This window comes from Mesorhizobium sp. M0854, assembly GCF_040319815.1.
In the GTDB taxonomy this organism is placed as follows: domain Bacteria; phylum Pseudomonadota; class Alphaproteobacteria; order Rhizobiales; family Rhizobiaceae; genus Mesorhizobium.
The window spans coordinates 34,270-57,673 of the sequence record NZ_JAMYOL010000033.1 but is presented as its reverse complement, the minus strand read 5'-3'; the positions used below and the strand labels follow the sequence as shown (position 1 = coordinate 57,673).

15 protein-coding genes and 2 pseudogenes are annotated in these 23,404 nt (G+C 59.9%); 12 read left to right on the top strand and 5 right to left on the bottom strand.

Annotated elements, in window-relative coordinates; all coding sequences use genetic code 11:
* The 3 genes from NKH99_RS28645 to NKH99_RS28635 all read right to left on the bottom strand — a co-directional run.
* On the bottom strand, positions 1–328 hold a 328-nt coding region (locus tag NKH99_RS28645), incomplete at its 3' end, for an IS66 family transposase (protein WP_502900116.1).
* Between the two features lie 73 nt (positions 329–401).
* A complete protein-coding gene (gene tnpB / locus NKH99_RS28640) occupies positions 402–746 on the bottom strand; it encodes an IS66 family insertion sequence element accessory protein TnpB (protein ID WP_023675163.1) in 345 nt (114 codons plus the stop codon).
* Positions 743–1,123, bottom strand: a complete 381-nt coding sequence (locus NKH99_RS28635; protein WP_245274633.1) for a transposase — start codon at positions 1,121–1,123, stop codon at positions 743–745. Before NKH99_RS28635 ends, tnpB begins: the two co-directional genes overlap by 4 nt.
* A 100-nt stretch (positions 1,124–1,223) precedes the next feature.
* On the opposite strand from NKH99_RS28635, the gene NKH99_RS28630 reads away from it, so the two are divergent.
* The gene (locus NKH99_RS28630) at positions 1,224–1,427 is read left to right on the top strand and encodes a hypothetical protein (RefSeq protein ID WP_353017080.1); all 204 of its coding nucleotides are present in this window, start codon (positions 1,224–1,226) and stop codon (positions 1,425–1,427) included.
* Positions 1,428–1,760: 333 nt separating this feature from the next.
* Here the strand turns inward: NKH99_RS28630 and NKH99_RS28625 are convergent, their stop codons facing one another.
* A complete protein-coding gene (locus tag NKH99_RS28625; RefSeq protein WP_353017078.1) occupies positions 1,761–7,790 on the bottom strand; it encodes a DEAD/DEAH box helicase in 6,030 nt (2,009 codons plus the stop codon).
* Positions 7,787–11,005, bottom strand: a complete 3,219-nt coding sequence (locus tag NKH99_RS28620; RefSeq protein ID WP_353017076.1) for an STY4851/ECs_5259 family protein — start codon at positions 11,003–11,005, stop codon at positions 7,787–7,789. The genes NKH99_RS28625 and NKH99_RS28620 overlap by 4 nt, the downstream gene beginning before the upstream one ends.
* A gap of 268 nt (positions 11,006–11,273) precedes the next feature.
* Here NKH99_RS28620 and NKH99_RS28615 point away from each other — a divergent pair.
* From NKH99_RS28615 to NKH99_RS28570, 11 genes and pseudogenes are all read left to right on the top strand, one after another.
* Positions 11,274–14,313, top strand: a pseudogene (locus tag NKH99_RS28615) (BPTD_3080 family restriction endonuclease).
* Entirely contained in the window at positions 14,306–16,174 is a 1,869-nt protein-coding gene (locus NKH99_RS28610; protein WP_353017073.1) for a GmrSD restriction endonuclease domain-containing protein, read from the top strand. The pseudogene NKH99_RS28615 and the gene NKH99_RS28610 overlap by 8 nt, the downstream one beginning before the upstream one ends.
* Before the next feature lie 36 nt (positions 16,175–16,210).
* Positions 16,211–16,651 carry a hypothetical protein gene (locus NKH99_RS28605; RefSeq protein WP_353017071.1) on the top strand — a complete coding sequence of 147 codons (441 nt, stop codon included), beginning with the start codon at positions 16,211–16,213 and terminating at the stop codon, positions 16,649–16,651.
* A complete protein-coding gene (locus tag NKH99_RS28600) occupies positions 16,648–17,493 on the top strand; it encodes a PGN_0703 family putative restriction endonuclease (RefSeq protein WP_353017069.1) in 846 nt (281 codons plus the stop codon). The genes NKH99_RS28605 and NKH99_RS28600 overlap by 4 nt, the downstream gene beginning before the upstream one ends.
* 227 nt (positions 17,494–17,720) lie before the next feature.
* A complete protein-coding gene (locus NKH99_RS28595; protein ID WP_353017067.1) occupies positions 17,721–18,062 on the top strand; it encodes a hypothetical protein in 342 nt (113 codons plus the stop codon).
* Positions 18,063–18,082: 20 nt separating this feature from the next.
* Complete coding sequence (locus NKH99_RS28590; RefSeq protein ID WP_353017064.1) at positions 18,083–20,482, top strand: site-specific DNA-methyltransferase; 2,400 nt, start codon at positions 18,083–18,085, stop codon at positions 20,480–20,482.
* Positions 20,483–20,619: 137 nt separating this feature from the next.
* Positions 20,620–21,030, top strand: a complete 411-nt coding sequence (locus tag NKH99_RS28585; protein ID WP_353017062.1) for a hypothetical protein — start codon at positions 20,620–20,622, stop codon at positions 21,028–21,030.
* 141 nt (positions 21,031–21,171) lie between these two features.
* A complete protein-coding gene (locus tag NKH99_RS28580) occupies positions 21,172–21,588 on the top strand; it encodes a hypothetical protein (RefSeq protein WP_353017059.1) in 417 nt (138 codons plus the stop codon).
* 45 nt (positions 21,589–21,633) lie between these two features.
* Positions 21,634–22,476 carry a hypothetical protein gene (locus tag NKH99_RS28575; protein ID WP_353017057.1) on the top strand — a complete coding sequence of 281 codons (843 nt, stop codon included), beginning with the start codon at positions 21,634–21,636 and terminating at the stop codon, positions 22,474–22,476.
* 4 nt (positions 22,477–22,480) lie between these two features.
* Positions 22,481–22,687 (top strand): annotated as a pseudogene (locus NKH99_RS32820) (ASCH domain-containing protein); the annotation flags it as partial.
* 3 nt (positions 22,688–22,690) lie between these two features.
* Complete coding sequence (locus NKH99_RS28570; protein ID WP_353017055.1) at positions 22,691–23,404, top strand: hypothetical protein; 714 nt, start codon at positions 22,691–22,693, stop codon at positions 23,402–23,404.

Sequence of the window (23,404 nt, the reverse complement as noted above, 5' to 3'; positions counted from 1 at the left end):
CGCCCGCAGACTTCTCCATCTGCGCTTGGATGGCCGCCACGCCGGTTTCGATCTCGTCGAAGACCAGAGCGTACTGCTCCTCGCTCAGCGCACCGGCCCGCAACCTTTCGGAGCGGCTGCCGAAGCGCGACCGCTCCAGCATCTTCACCACCGCCGTCAGTCGTGCGATCCGCTCCTCGGCGCTCTTGTTGACCAACTCGAGATGCGTATTGTGGGCTTCGAGATCGGCATTACGCTCTTCCAGACCGGCGGCTTTTTCGGCCATGGCAACAACCATCGCCTTGAGCGCGTCAACGTCGTCCGGGAGCGCGAGATCGGGTGCCGACATGGCCAAAATCAGAGCATATTCGCGGGCAATTTTCCCGCGTTTTCAGGCCCCTGATTCATCATGCCGCAGGGTTTTACCCAACCGATTGCGGCCGCCTGACGGTCTCCGTTCGAACCCGTTTCCAGTCCATTCCGTCAACCAGAGCCATGAGCTGAGCATGATTGAGCTGGACCCGGTGGTGGCCGATCCGCGGCCAGCAGAACTTCGCCTCATCCAGCCGCTTGGCATAAAGACACACGCCGCTGCCGTCCCACCAGACGATCTTGATCCTGTCCGCTCTTTTGGCGCGGAATACATAAAGTGCGCCGTTGAATGGATCCGAGCCGGCATCGCGCACCAGTGCCAAAAGGCCGTCGGGACCTTTTCTAAAATCGACGGGATGACTGGCGACCAACACCTTCACGCCAGCCGGGATCATGCCTGGCGAACCGCCCGGATAATCCGCACCAGCTGCTCCTCATTGATATCGGCACCGGCGCGAATGACCACGCCACCCAGCTCGATCTCCACCGACGCGGACGCTGTCGGCGTGACCTCGACAAAGCCGAGCCGCTCCGCATCCCTGTGTGGCGTGACCGCACCGCTCTTGATCGCCTTGCTCCGCCAGCCGAACAGCTGGGCCGGCGCCATCCCCGCTTGTCTGGCAATGGCCGATACATTCGCGCCCGGCTTCAGTGTCGCCTCGATCAGCCGCGACTTCGCTTCCGCCGACCAGCGCCGGCGCGGACGCTGCGGGCTTGCCTCCAGTCGGTTGGCAACCGCTTCAAGAACATGGAAACTTCTATCATCAGGCATAGGCGCAGACATAGAAATTGACACTGCAAGCTCCTCGGCTCCTTGCTTCAGTGTCAGTATGTCTCGCTCATCACCTCAAGCCGCGCCAGATGGGGTCAGCTTGGCGCTTACGATAAACAAGCCAAAGTACCTGAACTACTCCGACTTCGAGACCCTCTTGCTGGCGCCGCTCGACTTCATCGAGCGCAACCGCGTGCGGTGCACGGCCTTCGGGCAGCGCATCTCCTACGAAGACATCGCGCAGGCGGTCCCTCTGTTCGGCGATGCGCTTGCGGCGGAAGCTAGCCTCGGCCTGTCAGAATAATAAACCGGGCTGCTCGCCAGAGAAGAATCTCGAGCCTATGCCGCCGAGCAGGCAGTGGCCCGGAATGAGGAAATCAGAATCTGGGTCGGGACCGTCCAGCCGCCATGGGAATGTCGCACGGCGTGATTCGAGGGATTGTGCTTGCTGGACAGCTCTGCGGATTCGGAGACCCCGACCAGGCGGCAGCTTATTTGTAGTCCTGACCCAATAGCGGACTAACAGCTTTCGGCCCTGGCATACACGCATTTGATCGCCGCTGCAGGCGATGACCGCTGTTGGCGCATGCGCGATCTTGGAACTGCAGCAAAGGCGGACGCAGTAGGCAAACTTCGCCTAAGATCGCCACACCACCATCTGGCTGTCATGATCATGCCGACGACGGAGTCTCCCTGACAAATTGGCGATGTGGCTTGCCGCGGAATGCGGCGCTGCACCTGCGTCGAAGCTTCGGTCGGGGCCTTCATAAACCAGCCAGCCGAAACCTTGGTCGAGATCAACAGTCAGCTTCCGGTCCGACTCGTACACGAGGATCAGACTTCGCTTGTGGGGTGGCTGGCCAACTGTCAGCTTGACGTCGAGATTCCGACGGTCGCCATAGGCTCCCGCAAAAGCGTCCAACATGTCGTTGTCGGTGATGTCAGAGGCGACCTGATTCCGCGAATACCCCGAGTCCTTGTCCGATGCGGTCTCGATCGACAGAGGTATCGTCTCGCCTCCGGCGAGAACTGACACGGTATCAACGAGGAGACGAAGAACTAGCGGTGACCGCGCGAAGCGATCACGGTAGGAAACTTGGATAGGCCGGTCCTTCGCCGAGACACCGCAATCAGCTGCAGCCGTGCGGATAGCTTTCGACATCTTCTCGCCGAAGGCGCTGATAGGGCCGTCAAAGGTTCGATCAAGGATGACCACTGCGGCACCGCTCTTCGGCGCCAACCGTTCGGGGCTGACCGTCGCTACCCCAGGCTCAAGTTCCAGGGGCGCGCGTGCAACGGGAAGACTGTGGCTGGCGCCCCAGTCGGGTGCGGCCAATTGGATCGCTTCGTCCCGGCTCGCCCAGGCATGACCCCCCTGCCCATCCGTCGCATAGGCAAACAAGATGCCACTATTGCTAAAGCGTACGGTTTCCCCCTCGGCGATAACAACCTGATGCCTCGAACTGTAATCCCGGAGATAAAGAAGTTGAGACGCGTCGAGCGCGTCGACAGTGCCTCTAGGAAGGACGAGCGTGACTGCCCGGCCGTTGCCTGCCCAGCGCCGGAACAGAGAGGTCGGGGGCCAATCCTCCAGTGCTACCAAATCGCGCAACTGCGCCCAGAAAAAGAGTTTCGATTGGCCGTGACCGTTCAGCCATTCGTCGATCTCGGCGAGCGGTCGCCCGGATATGTCGGCACGCGGCGCGAAAACGTCCTCTGGGCTGATCATGTCCGGAAGGCAAAGATGCGCATCCATAAAGGTAATGGCCTTCATTCGGTCGAGTTCCTCCTCTTTCTCCGGCGCATCGGAGACGAGGACGCAAGATGAGCAGGCATGGGCACACTTGCGCGGACAGTCGAGTATTGCGCGAGCACTCTTCAAGATCGCACGGATGTCATCTGCCGCGCGTACCACATAGCCTGCACCTCCTGCGGCTCGGTCGTAGAGGAAGATGGAAAGCGTGGTGCTGGTCATGGCATTGCGCGACGCGCCAATGCCGTAACCCATCTCGTCCGGATCGATTCCCAGGTGCCGCGCAAGCGCTTCGCGCATGGCGATCGCGAGCGCATTTGCGGCACCAATGTCAGGTGTCGCTGCCGGTTGTAGTTCCAGAACATCCGTGTGAATCTCATAACCCAGATGCAGGCCAATCTTGATGGTGAACGGCTTTTCGTTTCCCTCGCAGGGCTCCATGAAATTCTCCGGCGAGCGAAGCGGCTTATGGTCATCAAGCCCCGAACACACCATTTCGCCTGGCTTCATCGGTTCCATGCGGCCGCAATACAGGCATAGCCCATAGCCGGAGGGTTGCGAGCCCGGCCCTTTCGTATGGTAGTATACGGTTCCACGGCGGTTGAGCCTCAAACGCCCCGCGGTCGGCTTGGTCAGGGCTTCCCATGGGGCGGATCCGGCCGAAATGCGCGGCGGCTCGGGTCGAACATAGGCGACTTGGTCGATATCGGCATGCGTCTCGATATGGCTGTCGCGAAGAAAGCCGGCTGGCTTCAGGTAATCGTCGACTTTAATCGCCGCGTCCGCGCAAGTCCGGCACTGTTCGGGCCACGAGCCGGCACCCGTCCATGAATCGCCGCAATGTGCGCAACGGGCAGCCCAGCGCAACGCTTGAATCTCACGCATGCCCTGTTCGCTTGAAGGGCGATGCCAATTCAGCGTGACCCCGCCAACACGATAGACTTGCCCGTCAACCACCGTCTCGGAACCCGGAGCGTAGTCACGGATGGCGATGTCGAGCGGTCGCTTCGGTCCGCCGTGACGCTGGCCGATTCTGCCATCCGGCACATCCTCGTCAGGGAGAGAACCGCCAAGCTCGAAAGAAACAATGTTGTTTGGAAAGCCATGCCCAGGCAGGAATCCTCGATCTGCGAGATCAGACAGCAGGAACTCGCCGCACAACCGTTTTAGATGGAGTTCAAGCGATTTCGCCGCACCGATTTCCGTCGCCCCCGGCAATTGTTCCTGAAGCGCACGCCACTCGTCGGCGAACTCGGATTCCACCGCTGCCATAGCTTCGGCGGTGAGCTCAGCAAGGTCCCGCCGACCGTCGAGCACGGTGCCCCGCACAAGGCGATGGAGCGCGGCTTCGTTGTCATTTGCCGTCGTAGCCAAACTCAGCCAATCTAGAAACCGCGCGACGGGCCGTTCCGCCTTGACAGCGCGAGCGGCGCGGGGTGCCTCTGGACAGCCTAAGAAATCGCCAGCAGCCATTTTCAGGGCGTTGCCGCTATTTGCCTCTAGGAAGCGACCGAGAAAGAAGGCTCCCACGTGGCGCAGCACGATAGGTCGGCTGTCCAGTGCTACTCTAGGCGCTGCGATTTCGCGCTTCAGATAGACCGCTGGATCGCGGAAAGCCTCACGATCCAGCGGTCTATCCTTCGCAAACGTGAAGGCGAGCGATAGAGGCTGACCACGCCGGCCAGCACGGCCGACACGCTGGCGGTAGTTGGCAATGGATGGCGGAACATTCGTCATCAAGACCCCGTTCACCGAGCCGATGTCGACGCCCATCTCCATCGTCGTCGAGCAATTCAGGAAGTTGATCTTTCCGGCTTTGAAAGCTTGCTCGTAGCGCCGCAACCGTGCCGGCGAGAGCTGAGCCGAATGTTCGGCGGACCGAGCATAGGGCGAGAACAGCGCGATGCGGTCGTGGAGGTCCGTCCAGAGACCTCGCGCCCGCAGTTCCGCAACAGTCGCGTCGTTTTCCGTGAATGCGCGGCGGATCGCCTCATCCCCGTGAACGGGACAGGACGGCAACGTAATAGGCTCGGCGCGATCCCTTGCAATGCGAGCATACGGGGTCAGCCCGAAAGGTGCGACGTCGACGATACGTCGCGTGACGGGACAGAGAAACGCGTTCTTGAGCGGTGCAATCTGCAGCAGGTCAAAATCCAGCGCACGCTCGCCGCTTTCATTCGCCGGGAAGAGTGGAAGGAGCTGGTTCCACGCTTTCTCCAGCCAATCGTTCATCTCCATCCGGTCTTCCTTCGAACCCGGATTGAGACCAAGGCCCAGGCGAAGCAACTCAACTACCTGAGGGATTTTCGCCGACGTGGAAGCACGTGGCCAGGCCTGTTGTCTTCTCGCCGGCTCAAGGCCTGGCGACGAGAGTTTCTTCGGAAATCCCTTGCGCGCAATCCAACGGAGAAGATCACGTGACACGGCGACCGCAAACGGTGACCGCACGGCGAATACCAAAATGCTGCCAAGCCAGGCCTTCCAATCCTCAAGCGTGGCGTCTCGTTGCAGGAACCCGCGCGGGGCGTCTACAATCCTCTCGACCGTTGGATAGACGAGCCGCGCCAGCCCCATGGTCTCAGGCGTGTTCGCCATGCGTGGACGTCGTAGCAGTTCACGCAGCAGGAGCGCGTTCGCCAACTGCGAAGCAGGCGACGACCCGGAGGCCTTGAAGATGTCAGCGCGATCACCCCAGACCTGCGGCAGCCATTCTCGTATTTCAATCCGGTCAGCCAAGCTCGCGCGAAGGTCGGGCCAGCTGATAGTCCCGCCGCCAGACTGCTGCGCAAGCTCCTTCTCCCAGCCAGCCACGAGGGATGCGAATAAGGCGTCGTCCTGCCATCCCTCGCGTTCCTTGACCCGAGCTATGTTCCCGCGAAGTTCTATCGTTTTCTCGCTCTCCCCGTCACCCGCAGCCTTCAGCTGAACAGCCTGGTAGATGAACGAGCGGGCGAAAGCTCGCTCCGACTCGATCTGCAGGCGGGCGGCCATGCGAGCGGTGCCTTGGCGGCTGTCGGTAAAGCTGATGAGTTGGCGCCCGCTGGCTGGAAGGTCCGGGGGTGTTTGCGGCAGAAGAGGCACGACCACCTTATCGGCAGGAGGCATGGCCGCAAGCAGCATTGGAGCCGCGTTGCCAATGATGAAAGGAGCGCCAAAGCGGAAAGGATAGAGCTTGTCACCTGACTTGTTTCTGGCGCTGCACGAGGGGCAAGGTCCCGTTCCATCGCCATGAGATGTTAGACGGTAACGGCCCTCGCTGCCTGAATCTGCCGTACGGCCAGTCGCCTTTTCTATGAAAAGGGGCAGCAGACCCGCATCTTGCAGCGAAAAACAGTGACGAACCGACGGCATGTCGAACGCGGACACTTCCTCGATAGCCTCATCCTCCCCATCAGCTTCGACTTCGCGGATCGCTTCGAAAAGGAACTCGTCAGAGGGCGGCAGATTGCGTGGCGGAGTTAGGCGATCGCCTTTCTCCTCGGCAATCATGAAGGCTTCGCCGCACTCATTGCATGTGAACAGCTCGGCGACGGGCATGCGGCATGACGGACAGGTTTCCTCGCGCTCGTAAAGAACCCTTCCGGCCGACCATCCTTCGCCGATTTTGGCAGGACAATCTGGATTGGTGCAGCACCAAAGGCCCGGTGAGGCGCGATGGAAGGAATGGACGCGCAGAGGCGCCAATGTTTCTCCATTTGCATTCTGGGCGCGCGCCAGCGCCATTGCCAGTGTTTCGCCGTTCACCCCAATCGCGCCGGCCAGTCGTTCGAGCTCTGCCGATGGAACCGATCGATCCTTAAGCCTTTCCACCAGCGACCACACAGGATTGTGGCTGCCTAGCACGTCGAAGAGAGCTTGCGGAGACAACGTCCCGAGATCGGCCACTTTTGGCGCGACGCCGCCCGCTCCTGGACGGCGCGGAAGCCGGCGATGTCCCGTGATCATGGTCACTTGGTCGAGCGGAATGCCGCCTATGTCTGCAAGGAAGCGGCGCAATTTATCTTCAACGTCGGCACCCTCGCCGATGGTCGCCGAAGTGGCAACGAAACGGACCGTCGTGGGGCCGACCTCGAAGGCTTCCATGACTCGACGTAAGAGCAACGCAACTTCTGCTGCCGCCGAGCCGACCAGTGTATGGGCCTCGTCCAGCACGATCCATTTCAGTCGACCGCGAGATGCTTCCAGAATTGGCCTGTCCTGCGGGCGGACGAGCATGTACTCAAGCATCGTGAGGTTCGTCACGAGAAGCGGAGGCGGATCTCTGCGAAGCGCCTGGCGGTCCGGCACATTCTGCGGCGCGCGCGACAATGCCTCTCGTTGTTCGTTTGCCTTCAGCTTCTCACGCAAGTTGCCGTTATATAGGCAGTAGCGGATGGCGCCATTGGCCGGCTTCGTCCAGGCGTCGAGGCGTTCCTGTTGGCTGGCGATCAATGCGTTGAGCGGGTAAAGCATGATGGCTTCGACACCACTCACACGCGCCCTTCTCCTGTAGAGGCTGTCGAGCATAGGGACGAAGAAGCATTCGGTCTTGCCCGAGCCCGTACCTGCGGAGATGATGGCGCTCCTTGGTTTCGGATCTCCTAATACGCGCCACGCCTCAAGTTGATGCTGATAAGGAGAGCGCTTCTGCGGAAAGGAATAGCCTTCGCCGCTGTTGTCTCCGGCAAGAGCTGCGACAGTTCCTTCATCGAGAAGTCTCCCAGACAGTGCCGCCAGCGTCTCGTCGGCTGTGACGAATGGAAAGGCGCCTTCCAGCACGGGTGGCGGTATGAGTGCGCCTTCATGGTGCGGGTTGGACAGCGTTTCTCTTAGATGAGCCGTCAACGCCGGATGCCGCAGACCTGATTGGGCTATCACGGCTTCCACCATGCGCTGGCGCAAGCGGCTTAGGGTCTCGAAGGGTCTGATGGTCATTTGGAAAGGAACTCGAGGCAATGAGGGTAAGCTGTCGCGATGTAGGTGCTATCGAAGTCCAGCGCGTTCCGGAGGCCCGCCGCCACATCCGGCGTCATCTCCAGTTTTCCGCAAGCAATGCCGGCGAGACAAAGCGGCATCAGTAGCATCGGGAAGTGATTGTAGTCGAAGCCCTGGAGCCCGGCCGGTGCGCCCAGTCGAGCAGCGTATTCAGCAAGGCTGCGTGGCAGATTGTCCACTTGGTCGTAGCGAAGGCGGACATAATTCTGGGCGACGGACCGAAGGTCTTGAGGCAGCGTCTTTCCAATGCCGATTGAACGTGACACACCGGCAAACCATAAGGTGCGCTCAGCCAGGGTTTCAAATCGCTTCTGCATCTGCATCGTGGCTTGTTTCGACGCTTGGGCGGAATCGAACACAGTCGACAATTCCTGCACAGCGCGATCCCATTCGGCGCCTGCGGCTTGTTTCCATGCGTCCACAGGCAAGGCCATCCAGAGGAACGGCAGATCGCGTTCCAGCGTCAGGATTGCCTCTAGTCTTTCGGGGCTCGCGGCCAACAGCAAACGACACAACAGCTTGGGACAGGAAGGCAACTCCCGCGTGAGGTCGAGCGCTCGCGGACTGAGCCCCTTAAGCGACGCGACAACACGGATAAGGTGAGAGAGCTCCGCGCTAGATGCCGTCCGATCGGCAATGCTCGAAAGCTCCTCCTGGATTGCCAGTCGCCGTTCGTCTTCCTTTGAGATCAATGAATTCGCCTGCAGGCGCGTTGTGGTCGAAGAGCTGCCACCGGCTACAGGAGCGTCAATCAGCCATGGACGTGTCACAACTGCGTCGCCTTTACGGCAATACACGAGATAGGGGCCATCCGGCTGGGTTGGCAGCTGGAATAGTCCGGAGCCGATCTGGGTGAGGGCCAGCTCGGTTTCAGGATGGAGGAGTGACCTTGCCACTGCGAACGCATCTGCAGCCAAACTCGCGAAGAGGGCCTTGCCGTCGTTGACAAACGGCACGGTTTGACTACGGCGGATGGTGCATAGCGGCCGATTGCGATCGTCCCTGATCACCACGCTGGGGCCACGTTCGGCCGACAGGCCCAGCAGGCTTTCGGCCAGCGCACCAAACTTGATCATTGGCGTCTCGCCTTCGACACGGCGGGCGATCAAAGCGCGCGCACTCGCCGCTCCTCGCAAATCGAGATCGACCGTCACCGCCCGACCGGTGAGGAGAACGGCTCCGCGCAAATTGGCAAGCGATAATTCTGGCGCGTCCTTGCGGATCCTGCCTGATGCGTCGACGAGGACGGTCTCGTTAGCCGCCAGGTCCAACATGGCCATGACCGCAGATCCATACGGATCGATCAACCTGATGCGCAGTTGCGCAGTGGGTTGTCCCTGCCATTGCGCGACCAAACCGGCGTCGAGGCGCTCGGTCTCGATTTGCGTGCCAAACGCATCGACTGCCCCAACCTGCCAGCCCTGCAATCCTTGCCAAGACACACGCGCGCCGCCAGTCTCGATGCGGCCCTCCAGACTAAAGCCCAGAGGCAGGGCAAGAACCCGAGCCCGCTCGATAAGAAATCCTTCGTCATCAAGCCATTGAACGGTAACGAGGCCTTCCGCGGCTCCTCGAGCATTGACCTCACGTCCTTCTCTGAGAAAGCGCAAGCGCGGTTCACCGCCGCTCCCGCGAGTTCGCGGCCGCAGAGGTGCGGCCACAGGTTCAATTGATCCGTCTTCGAAGGACAAACCAGAAACGAAGATTGTCTCCAAATCGAGCCGCCGCTCGTCGTCCGACGAAGCTCCGGCCTGCACACGATAGCGCTCTCCCTCTTCCGTCTCGACGAGCGCCATGCCCTCGACGCGCCAGAGCGCCCGCCCGTCGGATTGCCATAGGCACTCTACCCCACCACCGTCGTGGCCCAGCACCCTCGATTGTCCCGAAACCCATACATGGAGCACTTCGGCGGTCGAGCGGACAGATCCGGTACCAACGAGCTCGAGGCGATCCTCCCTCTCAGTTGACCTTAGCACGTGGCATGCGGAAGCGACGGCGCGGCCGCCTGGCCAGCAGACGGTTGGCAGCGTCCGGCCTTCTCGCGAGAGCGCGACCGTTGCCATTTCCGAGAAAGCAAAGGGGCCAACAAACCCAGGATGGCCGAGCGACTGTGACGTTACCTCGAACCTGCCCTTGGAGTCAGTTTCCGAGCGGTAGATCAGTGCGAATTCCCTTGAGGTCAGCCGCGCGGCGCTTCCTGCGAAATAAGCGCGGAATCGGCCCTCTTGCTGATCGCGCAGTGCATCGAACTGGAGCGGGCCGTCCGCGTGAACGACGAACCCTTCACGCCATCTGCCCTCCGGATCGCGTGCGAGCAGGCGTCTGAGGCCGATGCCTCCACTGCGAGACTTTGGCTCAACGGTCAGCAGGTCGTTGAACAGCCGACTGCATGCCGCCTGGTCTTCGGGAAGATAGATCGGAAGGCTCTCGCGCCAGCCTTTTGCATGAGCATCGAGCCAGCCAGCCGGATTGTTGTTCAGCTGGTCCTTTGGCAAGGCGCGACGGCACTCGATCAATCCTGCAATGAGCTCCGCAGCTAGGTCGAGAATGCCGTCGTCCTGGTAGCTGACCGGCAAACCTTCTGCATGTCTACGTGCGATGGTCAGGTAGTCGGCGTGGGCGGAAGGCCAAGGTAACGCGAGCGAGTCCGCCATGACATTCTCGAAGTAGGCGCGCACAGCATTTGCCCGCTCACCCACCAGCAGCGTCGACGGAAGCCCGCCATTGCGGGCGAGCGTCATCAAATACTCGTTACGGGTACGTTGAGGCCCTTCGGTTACGATGAGCTTCAGGCCCCACCAGCGAAGCCCGGCGAGAGCGATGTCATTCCGTTCGCTGACTGAAATCGTCTCCGGCACCACGCCAACATCCTGCCAGCGCCGCCATAAAGTGTCGGCCTGTCTCCGGAACCATTCAGACGTGACGAGCGCGAAAATTGCGCAAAGCGGGCGGTTCTTAGGGTCTAATAGTGCAGAATTCCTCTGTACCAGATCAAGACCACAACGATACTGAGCATCACTGATACGGTAGCGATGCAACGGGCGACCATCAGGCGCCTCAACTCCACTTTGTGTAAGGAGCTCGTTGAGAAAGCGGTGGGTAGGCGATACACGTACGCCGGCGCCGTCCGATGACGGGCCTCGCTCAAAATTCATGACGACAATTACACCCCCCGAATCAAGCCCAACTCAATGAACTGCTTCCCACGGAAGTTGTCTAGTATATTAATAGCATACGCACCTGACGTACTCTCACAATCGCTTCTTGATCAGAGCCTTGACTTGAATGGATGAGATCAGCCTCGTCCGCTTGTGTTGCATTCGCGTCAATTCGCCACCCCTGGCATAAGTCACGAAACAGTCGCGGCGGTTGATCGCGAGGAGATTGGCGTCCATTGTCCGAGGGAATCGTTCCGGGGGGAACATGACCAAGCCATTCTATTCAGAACCTATCCTGAATTCTCCATATCTGCCGCCGACCAGTCATCATGCGCTTGATGACGAGGGGCAGCCTTTGGACCTGCCGCCAATCGACGGAAGGAGGACGTCGAAGTACCTTGTTCCCGTGCCGCGCGGGAAACGTTCGAAGGCGACGGCCGCACAGCGGGCGCTCGATCTGGATGAGGCTGGGCACGAAGCAGGCAAGTATTCCCCGAATGCGCTGGTCAACGAGTTGCGGCGGCATCTGGAATCCTGGCGCGCCATTCCGAATCCTTCCGATTGGGGTGTGACGCCCACAACCCAGCGACTGCTCCAGCATTGGCGGCATCACAAGTTTTCCAATCAGCAGCCGTTCTTCTGTCAGGTTGAGGCAACCGAGACGGTCATTTGGCTGACCGAGGTCGCTCGAAATCGAAAACAGTATGCCCACATCTTCAGGTCTCTCGAGGCGGCAAACAGGGATTCGAATCCCGAACTGTTCCGGCTAGCGCTCAAGCTGGCGACAGGCGCGGGCAAGACGACAGTCATGGCGATGTTGATCGCCTGGCAAGCGATCAATGCCGCCCGCCAGCCTAATTCGAGCCTGTTCTCCCGCGGTTTTCTCCTTGTTGCCCCCGGGATCACGATCCGCGACCGGCTTCGCGTCCTCCTGCCGTCGGATCCCGACAACTATTATGTCACGCGCGAGTTGGTGCCGCCGGACATGATATTTGATCTCGGCAAGGCAAAGATCGTTATCACCAACTATCACGCCTTCCAGCGCCGCAAGGCGCATGACCTCAACCCTGTCGGCGAACGCCTCATGCAGGGACGCACGGGAGCCGCAATCGAGAAACAAGAAACCGAGGGTGAGATGCTGCAGCGCGCCTGCGGCGAACTCCTTCCCCTCAAGAACATCGTCGTCATCAATGATGAGGCGCACCATTGCTACCGGGAACGGCCTGGCACGGATGAAGAGGCGGAAGCCAAGGGCGAGGACAAGGAGGAGGCAAAGAAGAATAACGAGGCCGCTCGCCTCTGGATCTCCGGCATCGAAGCCCTGAAGCGCAAGGTCGGTCTTCGCGGTGTCTACGACCTGTCAGCGACGCCCTTCTTCCTGCGCGGCTCGGGCTATGATGAGGGAACGCTGTTTCCGTGGGTCGTGTCCGACTTCTCCCTGGTCGATGCGATCGAATGCGGTATCGTCAAGCTGCCCCGGGTGCCCGTCGCGGACAACGCGGTCAACGCGCCCACGCCGATCTACAGAAACCTCTGGGATCACATCGGCAAGAAGATGCCGAAGAAGGGCGCCGGCAAGTCAGGGGACCTGGATCCTCTTAGTTTGCCAAGTGAGCTTCAGACGCCCTTCATTCGCTTTATAGCCACTACAAGGAGACGTACGAGGACTGGGAACGCGTCCCAATCGACGTGCCGCCCGTGTTCATTGTGGTCTGCAACAACACTGCGAGTTCGAAGCTAGTCTATGAGTGGATCGCCGGATGGCAGCGCGAGCGCCAAGGCGGGATGCAAACCATCCACACGGGCCACCTCGACCTGTCCCGAAACTTCGACGAACGCACGGGCGAGCCCCTGCCCCGTATGAACACATTGCTGATCGATTCCGAGCAGCTTGAATCCGGCGAGGCTCTGGACCCGAATTTCCGCCAGATGGCCGAAGCCGAAATTGACCTGTTCCGGCGCGAGAAGCAGGAGCGAGAGGGAGCAGCAGCTGGAAGCATCTCGGACTCGGAACTCCTGCGCGAGGTGATGAACACGGTTGGCCAGAAGGGTCGACTTGGCGAGAAAATCCGCTGCGTCGTCTCCGTCTCGATGCTGACCGAAGGTTGGGACGCCAACACGGTGACCCACATCCTCGGCGTGCGCGCCTTCGGCACGCAGCTGCTGTGCGAACAAGTGATCGGGCGCGGCCTACGCCGCCAATCCTACGAGCTCAACCCGCAAGGCCTGTTCAACACCGAGTATGCCGACATCATGGGCATTCCGTTCGACTTCGCGACGGAGCCGCAGAAGGTCGTCCGTATCCCGCCAAAGAAGATTACCCGCGTGCAGGCAATGAAGGAGCGGGAGCGGCTCGCCATCCGATTCCCGCGGGTTGCAGGATACCGCACGGAACTGCCGCCGGACCGCATCTCGGCCTCCTTCTCGCAGGATTCGACGCTCACCCTCACTCCGGAAATGGTCGGACCGACCAGCGTGCGGCTTGAGGGACTCGTTGGTGAAGGCATCGACATGTCCCCTGCGGCGCTCGACGACATGCCCGCGAATACCGTCAGCATGCACCTGACCAAACGGCTGATCGAGCTCTACTTCCGCGACGGCGACCAGGATCCGCCCTATCACCTGTTCAGCCAGGTTCAGCCGATCACACGCCGATGGCTGCGCGAGCACGTCAAGACGGTCGGTGGAACTAGAATCGGCATGCTCACCTATGCGGAGCTGGCAGAAAAGGCCGCGAACTTGATTTACAGCGGTATCGCGCGGGAGGCCGGCGCGGACGGTGCCACGGTCCTCAAAGCGATGCTCGATCCCTACAACCCGGCCGGCACGACGAACTTCGTTGCCTTCAACACGACCAAGGCCAACCTCTGGAAGACCGCGCCGGACAAGTCGCACATCAACTACGTCGTCTGCGATTCCGACTGGGAGGCCGAGTTCGCCCGGGTGGTGGAATCACATCCGGGGACGCTCTCCTATGTCAAAAACCAGGCGCTCGGCTTCGAGGTGCCGTACCGCCTTGGCTCGACCACGCGGCGCTACCTGCCGGACTTCATCGTCCGGATCGACGATGGGCACGGTCCCGACGATCCGCTGCAGCTGGTTGTCGAGATCAAGGGGTTCCGCGGGGTCGACGCGCAAATCAAGGCCGAGACCATGGATTCGCTATGGGTGCCGGGGTCAACAATATCGGCACCTTCGGCCGTTGGGGCTTCGCCGAGTTCCGCGACGCCTTCGCCCTTGAGGAGGAGTGGAATAAATTGATCGATGCGCTGATGGTCGCAAAAGGAGAAAAACACAGTGTTTGACAGCACGAAGCAAACGCTCAAAACGCTGTTGGAGCAGGTGAATGACGGCAAGCTTCAGCTGCCTGATTTCCAGCGCGGATATGTCTGGAACGAAGATGCCGTGGTGAGCCTCCTTGCCAGCATCGCGAAAGCTTATCCCGTCGGTGCCCTTCTGACGCTCGAGCGCGGTGGATCGGTGAACTTCAAGTTCCGACCAGTCGAGGGGACAAAGACTGACAGCGAAAATCCCGAAGCGCTTCTGCTGGATGGTCAGCAACGAATGACCTCGCTCTATCAGTCAATCTATTCGGATCGGCCTGCGAGGGTGAAAAATACCCAGTCGGAAATCGTCGAACGCTACTTCTATCTCAATCTCAAAAAGGCGCTGGCTGACGGCGATTTTGAAGACGCGATTGAAACAGTTCCGCCGAGCCGCATTCGAATGAAGGCCTTTGCGCGGGAAATCGACCTTGACGTCTCCACCCCTGCCCTTGAGTTCGAACAGCACATGTTCCCGCTGAACCGATGTTTCGACGAAAAGGACTGGGTGTACGGATGGCGCGACCATTGGAAGGCGCAAGACGTCGATATCTACGAGATGGACAAGACGTTCGACCGGCAGATACTCGATCGAATCCAACGATACGAAATGCCCATCATCAAGCTCACCAAGGACAACGAGCGCGAAGCCGTCTGCACCATATTTGAAAAGGTTAATGTCGGCGGGGTCAAACTTGATGCGTTCGAACTCGTCACGGCGATCTTCGCGGGGACGGGCGAAGGTTTCGACCTTCGCGAGGACTGGTGGGGAACCAAGTCGCAACATGGGCGCCTCGGGCGCATCCGCGGCAATACCAAGCCCGATGGTGTCTTCGCGAAGCTGGCAAGCACAGACTTCCTCCAGGCCTGCACTTTGCTACACACCATGGACGTGCGTCGGCAGCGCGAGACCAATCCGATTCCAGGCGCTCAGTTGCCGCAGATCACGTGCAAGCGAGACGCCCTGCTAGCGTTGCCGCTTGGAGCCTATCAGCACTATGCGGACCGTATTGAAGCGGGGTTTATTGAGGCAGGCAAATTCCTCGCCGAACAGAACATCGTCTACCAGCGTGATCTTCCGTATCCGCCGCAGGTTGTTGCGTTGGCCGCGCTATTCGCAAGCGTTGGAACCACATTGGCCAACAATGCGACCATACGTGCCAACCTTGCGAAATGGTTCTGGGCCGGCGTCTTGGGCGAGCACTATGGCGGCGGAACGGAGACCAAGATTGCACGCGACGTGCCTCAACTGATCGGTTGGCTGGAGCATAACCAGTCCGCGCCGACCATTTTCCAGGACGTCACGTTCGTATCAAACAAGCTGATGCGTTTGCGACGGCGCCAATCAGCTGCCTATAAGGGTTTTCATGCCCTTTTGATGCGGGAAGGCTGCCGCGACTTCGTTTCTGGGAAACCCTTCGACCTCATGACTCTCTGGAGCGAAGCCGTCGATGTCCATCACATCTTCCCGCAATCATGGTGCCGTAGCCAGGGCAAGGCCATCGAGCAATACGATTCCATCGTGAACAAGACGCCGTTGTCGGCAGCCACAAACAGATACATCGTCCGGGGCGATGCCCCCTCCGTCTACCTGAAGCGGATCGAGCAGGATCACAAGATTTCGTCGCTGGAGCTGGATGCGATCCTCAAGACGCATCTCATTCCGGTGCAGCACCTGCGTGCGGACAACTTCGAGGCGTTTTTCGAAGAACGCATGGCGCTACTGGCCGGCATGGCTGGGAGCGCCATGGGAAAGGCCAGTGTCGACGCCGTCGCGTTCGAGGAGACCGCTGCGCCCGACGACGCGTTGTTTGATGAGATCGAAACAGCGGATGCGGCGTAGGAGCGGCCCAGGAATGACGATCGCGGCGGAGTGACCATGGTCAAATACGGCCCCTACAACGATTTGAAGACCGACGTGATAAAGCGTTTCTGGCAGCACATGATCCGGCGGCACCGCGAAGAGATTCGCCACGGCCTCGCACAGCCTCGTGGCGCGCGCTGGCACGCCATTCCGGAACTGGGTCTGGAGATCAGCATCACCACCGGCATCGACTTCGTCCGCGTCTTAGTCCGCACGATGGAAGGCGGGAAAGCGTCGAAACTGCGCGAGCGCCTGACGCACTGGCAGGAGGAACTGGTCCCCGCACTTGGCGCCCCGTTGAAAAGCTCAGGCGAGAGCGACAGGTTCTTCTCAAGCAGGCTTGATCTTGACATGAACGACGAAGGCAATTGGGACGCCGCGGCCGATTTTCTCTGGGACACCTCGCAGCGCTATGAAAAGGCCCTGCGCGAAACTCTGGGTGGGACCGAAGCATGACCGACCCACGCGAGCCCCACTTCGTGGCACAGGAACGCGCACGTCAATCGGCTTTCTTTAAAGCGCATCTTCCCGGCGAAGGAGGGTTTGAGGGAAGCGCCTATCGCCTTGCTCCTTCGAACCGCCTTTCGAACCTCAACCCCGGTATCCGCGACATTGCTGCGCGCTATTTTTCTGACAACGCCATTGCCTGGCATCAGCACGCCGCTCACGGGCTTTCCTCGCAGGTCTGCTGTCTGAATTTCCTGATGCCTCTCGCGACGCGTCCAGAATTGTTGGCGCGTCTGGTCCAGCAGGCCATCGGCGGTGAGCTTCCGGAAATGCTGGAGGTCGAGAAAGGACCGGACGGCGAACCCTGGTTCGTCGGCTTCGAATGGATCGGCCGCAAGGATTACCTCAACGAATGGCCCCGAACTGGATCGCCGAAGCGCGGCGCCAACGTCACCAGCGCCGATGCTGTTGTGCGCTTCCGACAGGCGCAGGCGGGCCGGGTCGAGACCTTGCTGATCGAGTGGAAGTACACCGAGTCCTACGGCGCTCCGCCCGAACCGAAGCGCGAAGCGGAGCGTCTTCGCCGATACCAGAACATTGCCTTCGCACCGTTCGGCCCGTTGCGCAGCAATGCCGACTTGAAACTTCCCGACCTGTTTTGGGAACCGTTCTATCAGCTATTCCGCCAGCAAATGCTGGCGTCTCGCATGGAAGCTGTCCAAGAGGATGGCGCGGAGCGTGCCCGTGTGCTCCACATCGCTCCCGCAGCGAACAGACGCCTGACCCGTGTCACCTCACCCGCAATGCGTCCGCTGGGCGACAACGCCTTCAAGTCTACCGCTCGCTGCTGATCGAAACCGACGACTTCATCAGCCGCTCGACTGAATCCCTGTTCTCGCCGCTTGTCGAAGATGCGTCGACAGACGATGCCTGGGCAAAATATCTTCGCAGTCGCTACGCCTTCCTGGCCGACCCGGCCAGATCCTCCTGGGATGAAATGACCACGGCATAAATACCACCTTCGACGGGACAGGACTGGGAATCTAAATATTCAGATGGGACCACACAGGGGGAAAATATGGCAAACTACAAGGATGGTGTAGTCCGGGACGGATCTACGATCGGTTCCGGCACCGCATTGGGCAATCTCAGGAATGGAGTCATCCGCAAAGGTGGGTCATTGCCCGGCTCGGGCGTCGCCATGGGCAATGTGAAGGACGGTGTGATCCGGAATGGCTCGTCCGTGGGATCTGGAACGGCGATCGGCAACATCAAGGATGGTATCGTGCGGAACGGATCGAGCAAAGGAAGTGGCTCGACTGTCGGAAAGGTCTCGGACTTCACGATCAAAGGCATCGAGCGCGAACGCGACGATGAGATCGTCGCCGTCTATCACTTCCTAATCAAGAAATTTCTCTGACGACCTGATTGGACTGCCTGATGGCCAAAACGCCAATACAAAAAGCCGTCGATGCCCTTACCCACGATGCCGCGCGGCGCATCAACGTGCCGACGGCCGAGATGGCGTCGCTGTTTGAGCAGCAGCAGGAGATTCTGGGCAATGTCGAGCGCGAGATGGCGATGCCGCGGCCTCGCCCGCTGACCAATGGCGAGACGCGTGAGCGCGATGGCGATCTCGACCCGCAGATCGTCTGGAACGGCGCGAAGATCCGCATCACGAAGGAGCAGATGCGTCAGCTTGCCGAGACGGGCGAGCTCGAGCTCGGCGATGCGCAGCTCGTCTGGCGCGGCAAGGATCGGCAGGACTGGTCCGACCTCGTGGTCAACGCGCCGCCGATCTACCGCCAGGAGGCGATCCACCCGAAGCACCTGATCGACGATCTCAGGCGCATGTCGGACCGCGCCCGCGAGAGTGGGGCCGAGCAGCCCAACCTCTTCGCTGATTTCAATGGCATCACCGATCCGGAGGCGCGTGCCGAGTTCTACCAGCACGCCCAGCACTGGACGAACCGCTTCATCCTCGGCGACAGCTTGCAGGTGATGGCAAGCCTCGCCGAGCGCGAGGCGATGCGCGGCAAGGTGCAGTGCATCTATTTCGACCCGCCCTACGGCATCAAGTTCAATTCGAACTGGCAGGTCTCCACCCTCGCGCGCGACGTGAAGGACGGGAAGAAAGAGGATGTCTCGCGCGAGCCGGAACAGGTGAAAGCCTTTCGCGACACATGGAAGGACGGCATCCACTCCTACCTCACCTATCTGCGCGACCGTTTGATGGTCGCCCGCGAACTATTGACGGAGAGCGGCTCGATTTTCGTCCAGATCGGCGACGAGAACGTGCACCGAGTGCGAGCGGTCATGGATGAAGTGTTCGGCGAGAAGAACCACATCACCACTCTTAGTGTCCAGAAGACATACGGGTTTTCGTCAGATGCGATCTCGAATGTAATCGACTATGTCATCTGGTTTGCGCGTAGCAAAGCTTCAGCCAAGATTCGCCCACTCTATCGAGCAAAGCCCTATGTAGTCGGTGAGGGCAATGCGACCTGGTTGCTTCTCGACGAAAACAGCCACCGCGGCGTGTCGGCAAAGGAGAAAGATGGGGAATCGATACCAACTGATGCGCGACCATATAACCCCGACAACCTTATCTCACAGGGGCGTGCCTCGGATCGTCAGCCGCTGGAGTACCGCGGCGTAAAGGATGACCCATGGAACAAGAACTCTCATTGGAAACCGAATTATCCAGTGGGAATGCAGCGTCTAATACGGGCAAACAGAGTACATGTGGCCGCAAACAGCTTTAGATACCGCCGGTTCCATTCAGATTTCGCCGTTTTGCCATACTCGAACATTTGGACAGACACCGGAACGGGCAACTTCACGGATGAGAAGGTATATGTAGTCCAGACGGGATCGAAGACCGTCGAAAGATGCATTTTGATGGCAACCGACCCTGGCGATCTCGTCCTCGACCCAACCTGCGGTTCCGGCACGACGGCCACGGTTGCTGAGCAATGGGGGCGGCGTTGGATCACCATCGACACTTCGAGGGTCGCTCTGGCGTTAGCGCGCACGAGGCTGATGTCGACACGTTATGCCTACTACCTTCTCGCCGACAGTGTGGAGGGCCGCGATAAGGAATATAAAGTTTCGGGCAAGGTTCAGCCCCAGACATCAAGCTCGGGCGACGTACGTCAGGGATTCGTCTACGACCGCGCGCCACATATTATGCTTAAGGACATTGCCAACAATGCCGCGATCGACGTGATCTGGGAGAAGTGGCAGGAGGTCCTGGAGCCATTGCGCCGTGAGCTAAACGAGAAATTGCAGAAGACGTTCGAGGAATGGGAAATCCCGCGCAACCTCGACCAGTGGCTGGAGACAAAGGACGGCATCGCCAAGGCCGGCCTTGTCAGCGCCCGGGTGCGGGAGCTGCACAAGGGCTGGTGGGAAGGCCGGATCGCGCGGCAGAAGGAGATAGACGACTCGATCGCCAAGGCCGCGGATGTCGAGATGCTCTACGACCGTCCCTATGAGGATAGGACCAAGGTGCGCGTTGCCGGCCCCTTCACGGTCGAGAGCCTGTCGCCGCACCGCGTCGTCACCTCGCGCGACGACACGCTGGCCGGCGAACTATCGGCCACCGAAGGCACCATGCAGCCCGCGCCGAAGAACGTGCCGGACCAGGATTTCGGCCAGATGGTGCTCGACCATTTGCGCTCCGCCGGTGTCCACCAGCAGGAGCGCCGAGACACGATCCAATTCAACTCGGTCGAACCCTGGCCGGGCAACTGGCTGGCGGCCGAAGGCCGCTACACGGATGGTGACGGGCGCGAGAAGCGCGCGGGAATCCTGATCGTCCGGAATTCGGTACTCTGACTCGCTCCAACATCACCGCTGCCGCGCGCGAAGCTTCCGAAACCCGTTTCGACGCGCTGATCGCTTGCGCGTTCAACTTCGAGGCCCAGGCGAGCGACCTCAACCGGCTCGGCCCCCTGCCGATCCTGAAGGCGCGTATGAACCCCGACCTGCACATGGCCGAAGACCTGAAGAATACGGGCAAGGGCAATCTCTTTGTCGTCTTCGGCGAGCCGGACATCGACCTGATCGAAACGCCCGAGGGCCAGCTCCAGGTGAAGGTCAACGGTGTCGATGTGTTCGATCCCTCGACCGGCGACATTCGTTCGACCGACACCAAGGGCATCGCGGCCTGGTTCGTCGACACCGACTATAACGAGGAGAGCTTCTTCGTCCGTCACGCCTACTTCCTCGGCGCCAATGACCCCTACAAGTCGCTGAAAGACGGCGCTGAAGGCCGAGATCGACGAGGACGCCTGGTCGACGATGTATTCGGATACATCTCGGCCGTTCCCACGGCCGCGGACGGGGAGGATTGCGGTGAAGGTCATCAATCACTTCGGGGATGAGGTATTGAAGGTTTTCGGGGTGTGAGGGATGGCGCGGATTGAACCATGATCCGGACGAAGGCTGCGAGTGGCGAACGATGCGCCAAGATTTGCTTTTCCACTCGTGACTGAACCCACAGACCGACAAGTAATGGAGAGAGAATGCGCAGAGAGATAGCCGACGCGATTTTGTCCGGTAACAACTTGAACTACCGTAAGTGGCTTGCTCAAGAAGCCGGTGGGTTGGCGTTGAGGATTGCCAACTTGGATGAAATCCCTCCCCTCGCCATCCTGCCTCTCGCAAAGATCGCCGCGTATGGCGAGGCCAATGCACGCCGATTGGCTATAGCGTGCGACATGGAATTAGATGATCTTCAAGACCACATCGACGCCCTCTGCGAGGTTGGTTTTGCCGAGGAAACTGCCAACGGCTTCAATATTACACCGTTGGGAGAAAGAGCATTTATCGCTGTTGGTAAGAATATGATTATTCGCGAGCGACTTGAACTAAAGGGGAGACTAGAACAAATCGGCAATTTGTACGATAAGATGAATAATGCTGATATTGAATTCCATTAACATGACCGTTTGCTCCGTCCTTCGACGACCTATCGGAACGCAACCGTGAGCAATGCCCCTTACAACGGCTACAGCTGGCAACAACGGTCGAGGATTATTCCCGCGCATCGCAAGTTGACAGGTCGGAACCAGCCTTTCGAAGCCGAGCCCTGTGCGATGTGTGGTGATCCCCACCGTCCACCGGGCGAATGGCATTCGGAGGACTATTCCGAGCCGTATGCCTTTCAACCGCCGCAGTCATACCCACTCTGCAAACCTTGCCATGCCAGGTTGCACAAACGCTTCAATGCCTTGCCTGGCGAGTGGGAACTGTTCTGCCTGCATGTTGAGGCGGGTGGATATGGCTCGGAGTTCGTCCAATTGCGAACTCTTCCAGAGCGGCGAGCGCTGGGTGAAGAGATCGCGTCCGGGCACAAGGTAGAGCTGCCAATCATCCGCGCCCGATCGCCTGGACCCTATTGGTGGCGGTCCTTGACGCTCGATCCGGAATCACTGCTGGCGCCTTGGGCACGGCCCCGGCCTTTGCGACCGAGGCCAGACGTCGCCGCGTTCCGCCTCGCATTCGAGGAGGCGGGACTCTCCGATCGCGACAGTGCGTTTCTTCGCGTACATGCCAACGCGCCACGCCGCACCGCTACAATGCGGATGCTTGCGCAAGAAGCCATGGGCAAAGACGATCCGAAGACGGCAAATCTGCTCTACGGCAAACTGGCGGGCCGTCTGACATCCTTGCTTCAATGGAAGCCGGACCTCCGCAACGACGGCTCGCCCGTCTGGATGAGCCTCCTCGCCGAGGGTTGGTATCCGCCAGATCGCGAATACGAATGGACGATGGTTCCATCGGCCGCTGAAGCAGCGAGGAGCCTGGTCGTTGGGAAGTCTGCTTGAGAAAATGGGATTAAGAATGCCGTTTCCAGACAGAGCGCTGGTTATCCGTGAGCCTTGGATAGGACTCATCCTGCGAGGCCGAAAGACATGGGAGATGCGTTCAAGGCCTACGCGCGTTCGCGGAACGATTGGGCTCGTTCGTGCGAAGAGCGGCCTGATTGTAGGAGTCGCAGACCTCGTTGACAGTGTGTCTCCGCTCAACCGGGTCAACTACATGAGCCACGGCGACCTCCACGCTATCCCCGCGTCGATGCTCGATGATGTTATGGCCAATGGTTGGATCTATCCCTGGGTTCTGGCGAACGTCCGTGCGCTGCCTTCGCCGGTTCCATACCGGCACAAGTCCGGCGCTGTCACTTTCGTTACGCTTGAGAGAGAAGACGTGGAGGCGGCGGCTCGCCAACTGAGTGTGCCGCTTGAGAAAATCCAGGCGGGTGGCTTTCTCCCTTCCGGGTCGCATCCCTCAGTGGATCACCCCATCAAGGAAGTCGGGAGCCTTGCGCCAACGACAGCGAGCGCTGGCGTTGGACGTATATCGAGCAAACCAAAGTCGCGCCCGACTGTCTCGGTGACCGTAACTCCGCTTACCGAACCACGCTCGTCGACCAGTCCTGTAGCTGCTGGGCATGCGATCACCCTTACGGACGGCGCAATTCGAAACGGCAACCTGAGTCTCAACTCCATACGTCACCTTATTCCAGCAGGTGGCGTAGGTGGAACCAACAAGCACGATTTGGGCCGTCCTTTCATCGTTCGCTTTGATCCAGGCGGCGTGCACGAAACAGATGTTGCGGGAGATAAGATGCTCCTTCGATGCCGCGCTGCAGTGCGCCACTTCTTCGGACAAGCAGGCGCAAAGGAAGGCGACATTGTCCGAGTCGATCGGCCGGATACCCGCACGCTCTCGTTCACGTTGCAGGGGCGATAA

Excerpts from the sequence above, each read along its gene's own strand:
- tnpB (WP_023675163.1), bottom strand. The coding sequence starts at position 746 with ATGATCCCGGCTGGCGTGAAGGTGTTGGTCGCCAGTCATCCCGTCGAT.
- NKH99_RS28635 (WP_245274633.1), bottom strand. The coding sequence starts at position 1,123 with ATGCCTGATGATAGAAGTTTCCATGTTCTTGAAGCGGTTGCCAACCGA.
- NKH99_RS28625 (WP_353017078.1), bottom strand. The coding sequence starts at position 7,790 with ATGACCATCAGACCCTTCGAGACCCTAAGCCGCTTGCGCCAGCGCATG.
- NKH99_RS28620 (WP_353017076.1), bottom strand. The coding sequence starts at position 11,005 with ATGAATTTTGAGCGAGGCCCGTCATCGGACGGCGCCGGCGTACGTGTA.
- NKH99_RS28605 (WP_353017071.1), top strand. The coding sequence starts at position 16,211 with ATGGTCAAATACGGCCCCTACAACGATTTGAAGACCGACGTGATAAAG.
- NKH99_RS28600 (WP_353017069.1), top strand. The coding sequence starts at position 16,648 with ATGACCGACCCACGCGAGCCCCACTTCGTGGCACAGGAACGCGCACGT.
- NKH99_RS28595 (WP_353017067.1), top strand. The coding sequence starts at position 17,721 with ATGGCAAACTACAAGGATGGTGTAGTCCGGGACGGATCTACGATCGGT.
- NKH99_RS28590 (WP_353017064.1), top strand. The coding sequence starts at position 18,083 with ATGGCCAAAACGCCAATACAAAAAGCCGTCGATGCCCTTACCCACGAT.
- NKH99_RS28585 (WP_353017062.1), top strand. The coding sequence starts at position 20,620 with ATGAACCCCGACCTGCACATGGCCGAAGACCTGAAGAATACGGGCAAG.
- NKH99_RS28580 (WP_353017059.1), top strand. The coding sequence starts at position 21,172 with ATGCGCAGAGAGATAGCCGACGCGATTTTGTCCGGTAACAACTTGAAC.
- NKH99_RS28570 (WP_353017055.1), top strand. The coding sequence starts at position 22,691 with ATGAGCCACGGCGACCTCCACGCTATCCCCGCGTCGATGCTCGATGAT.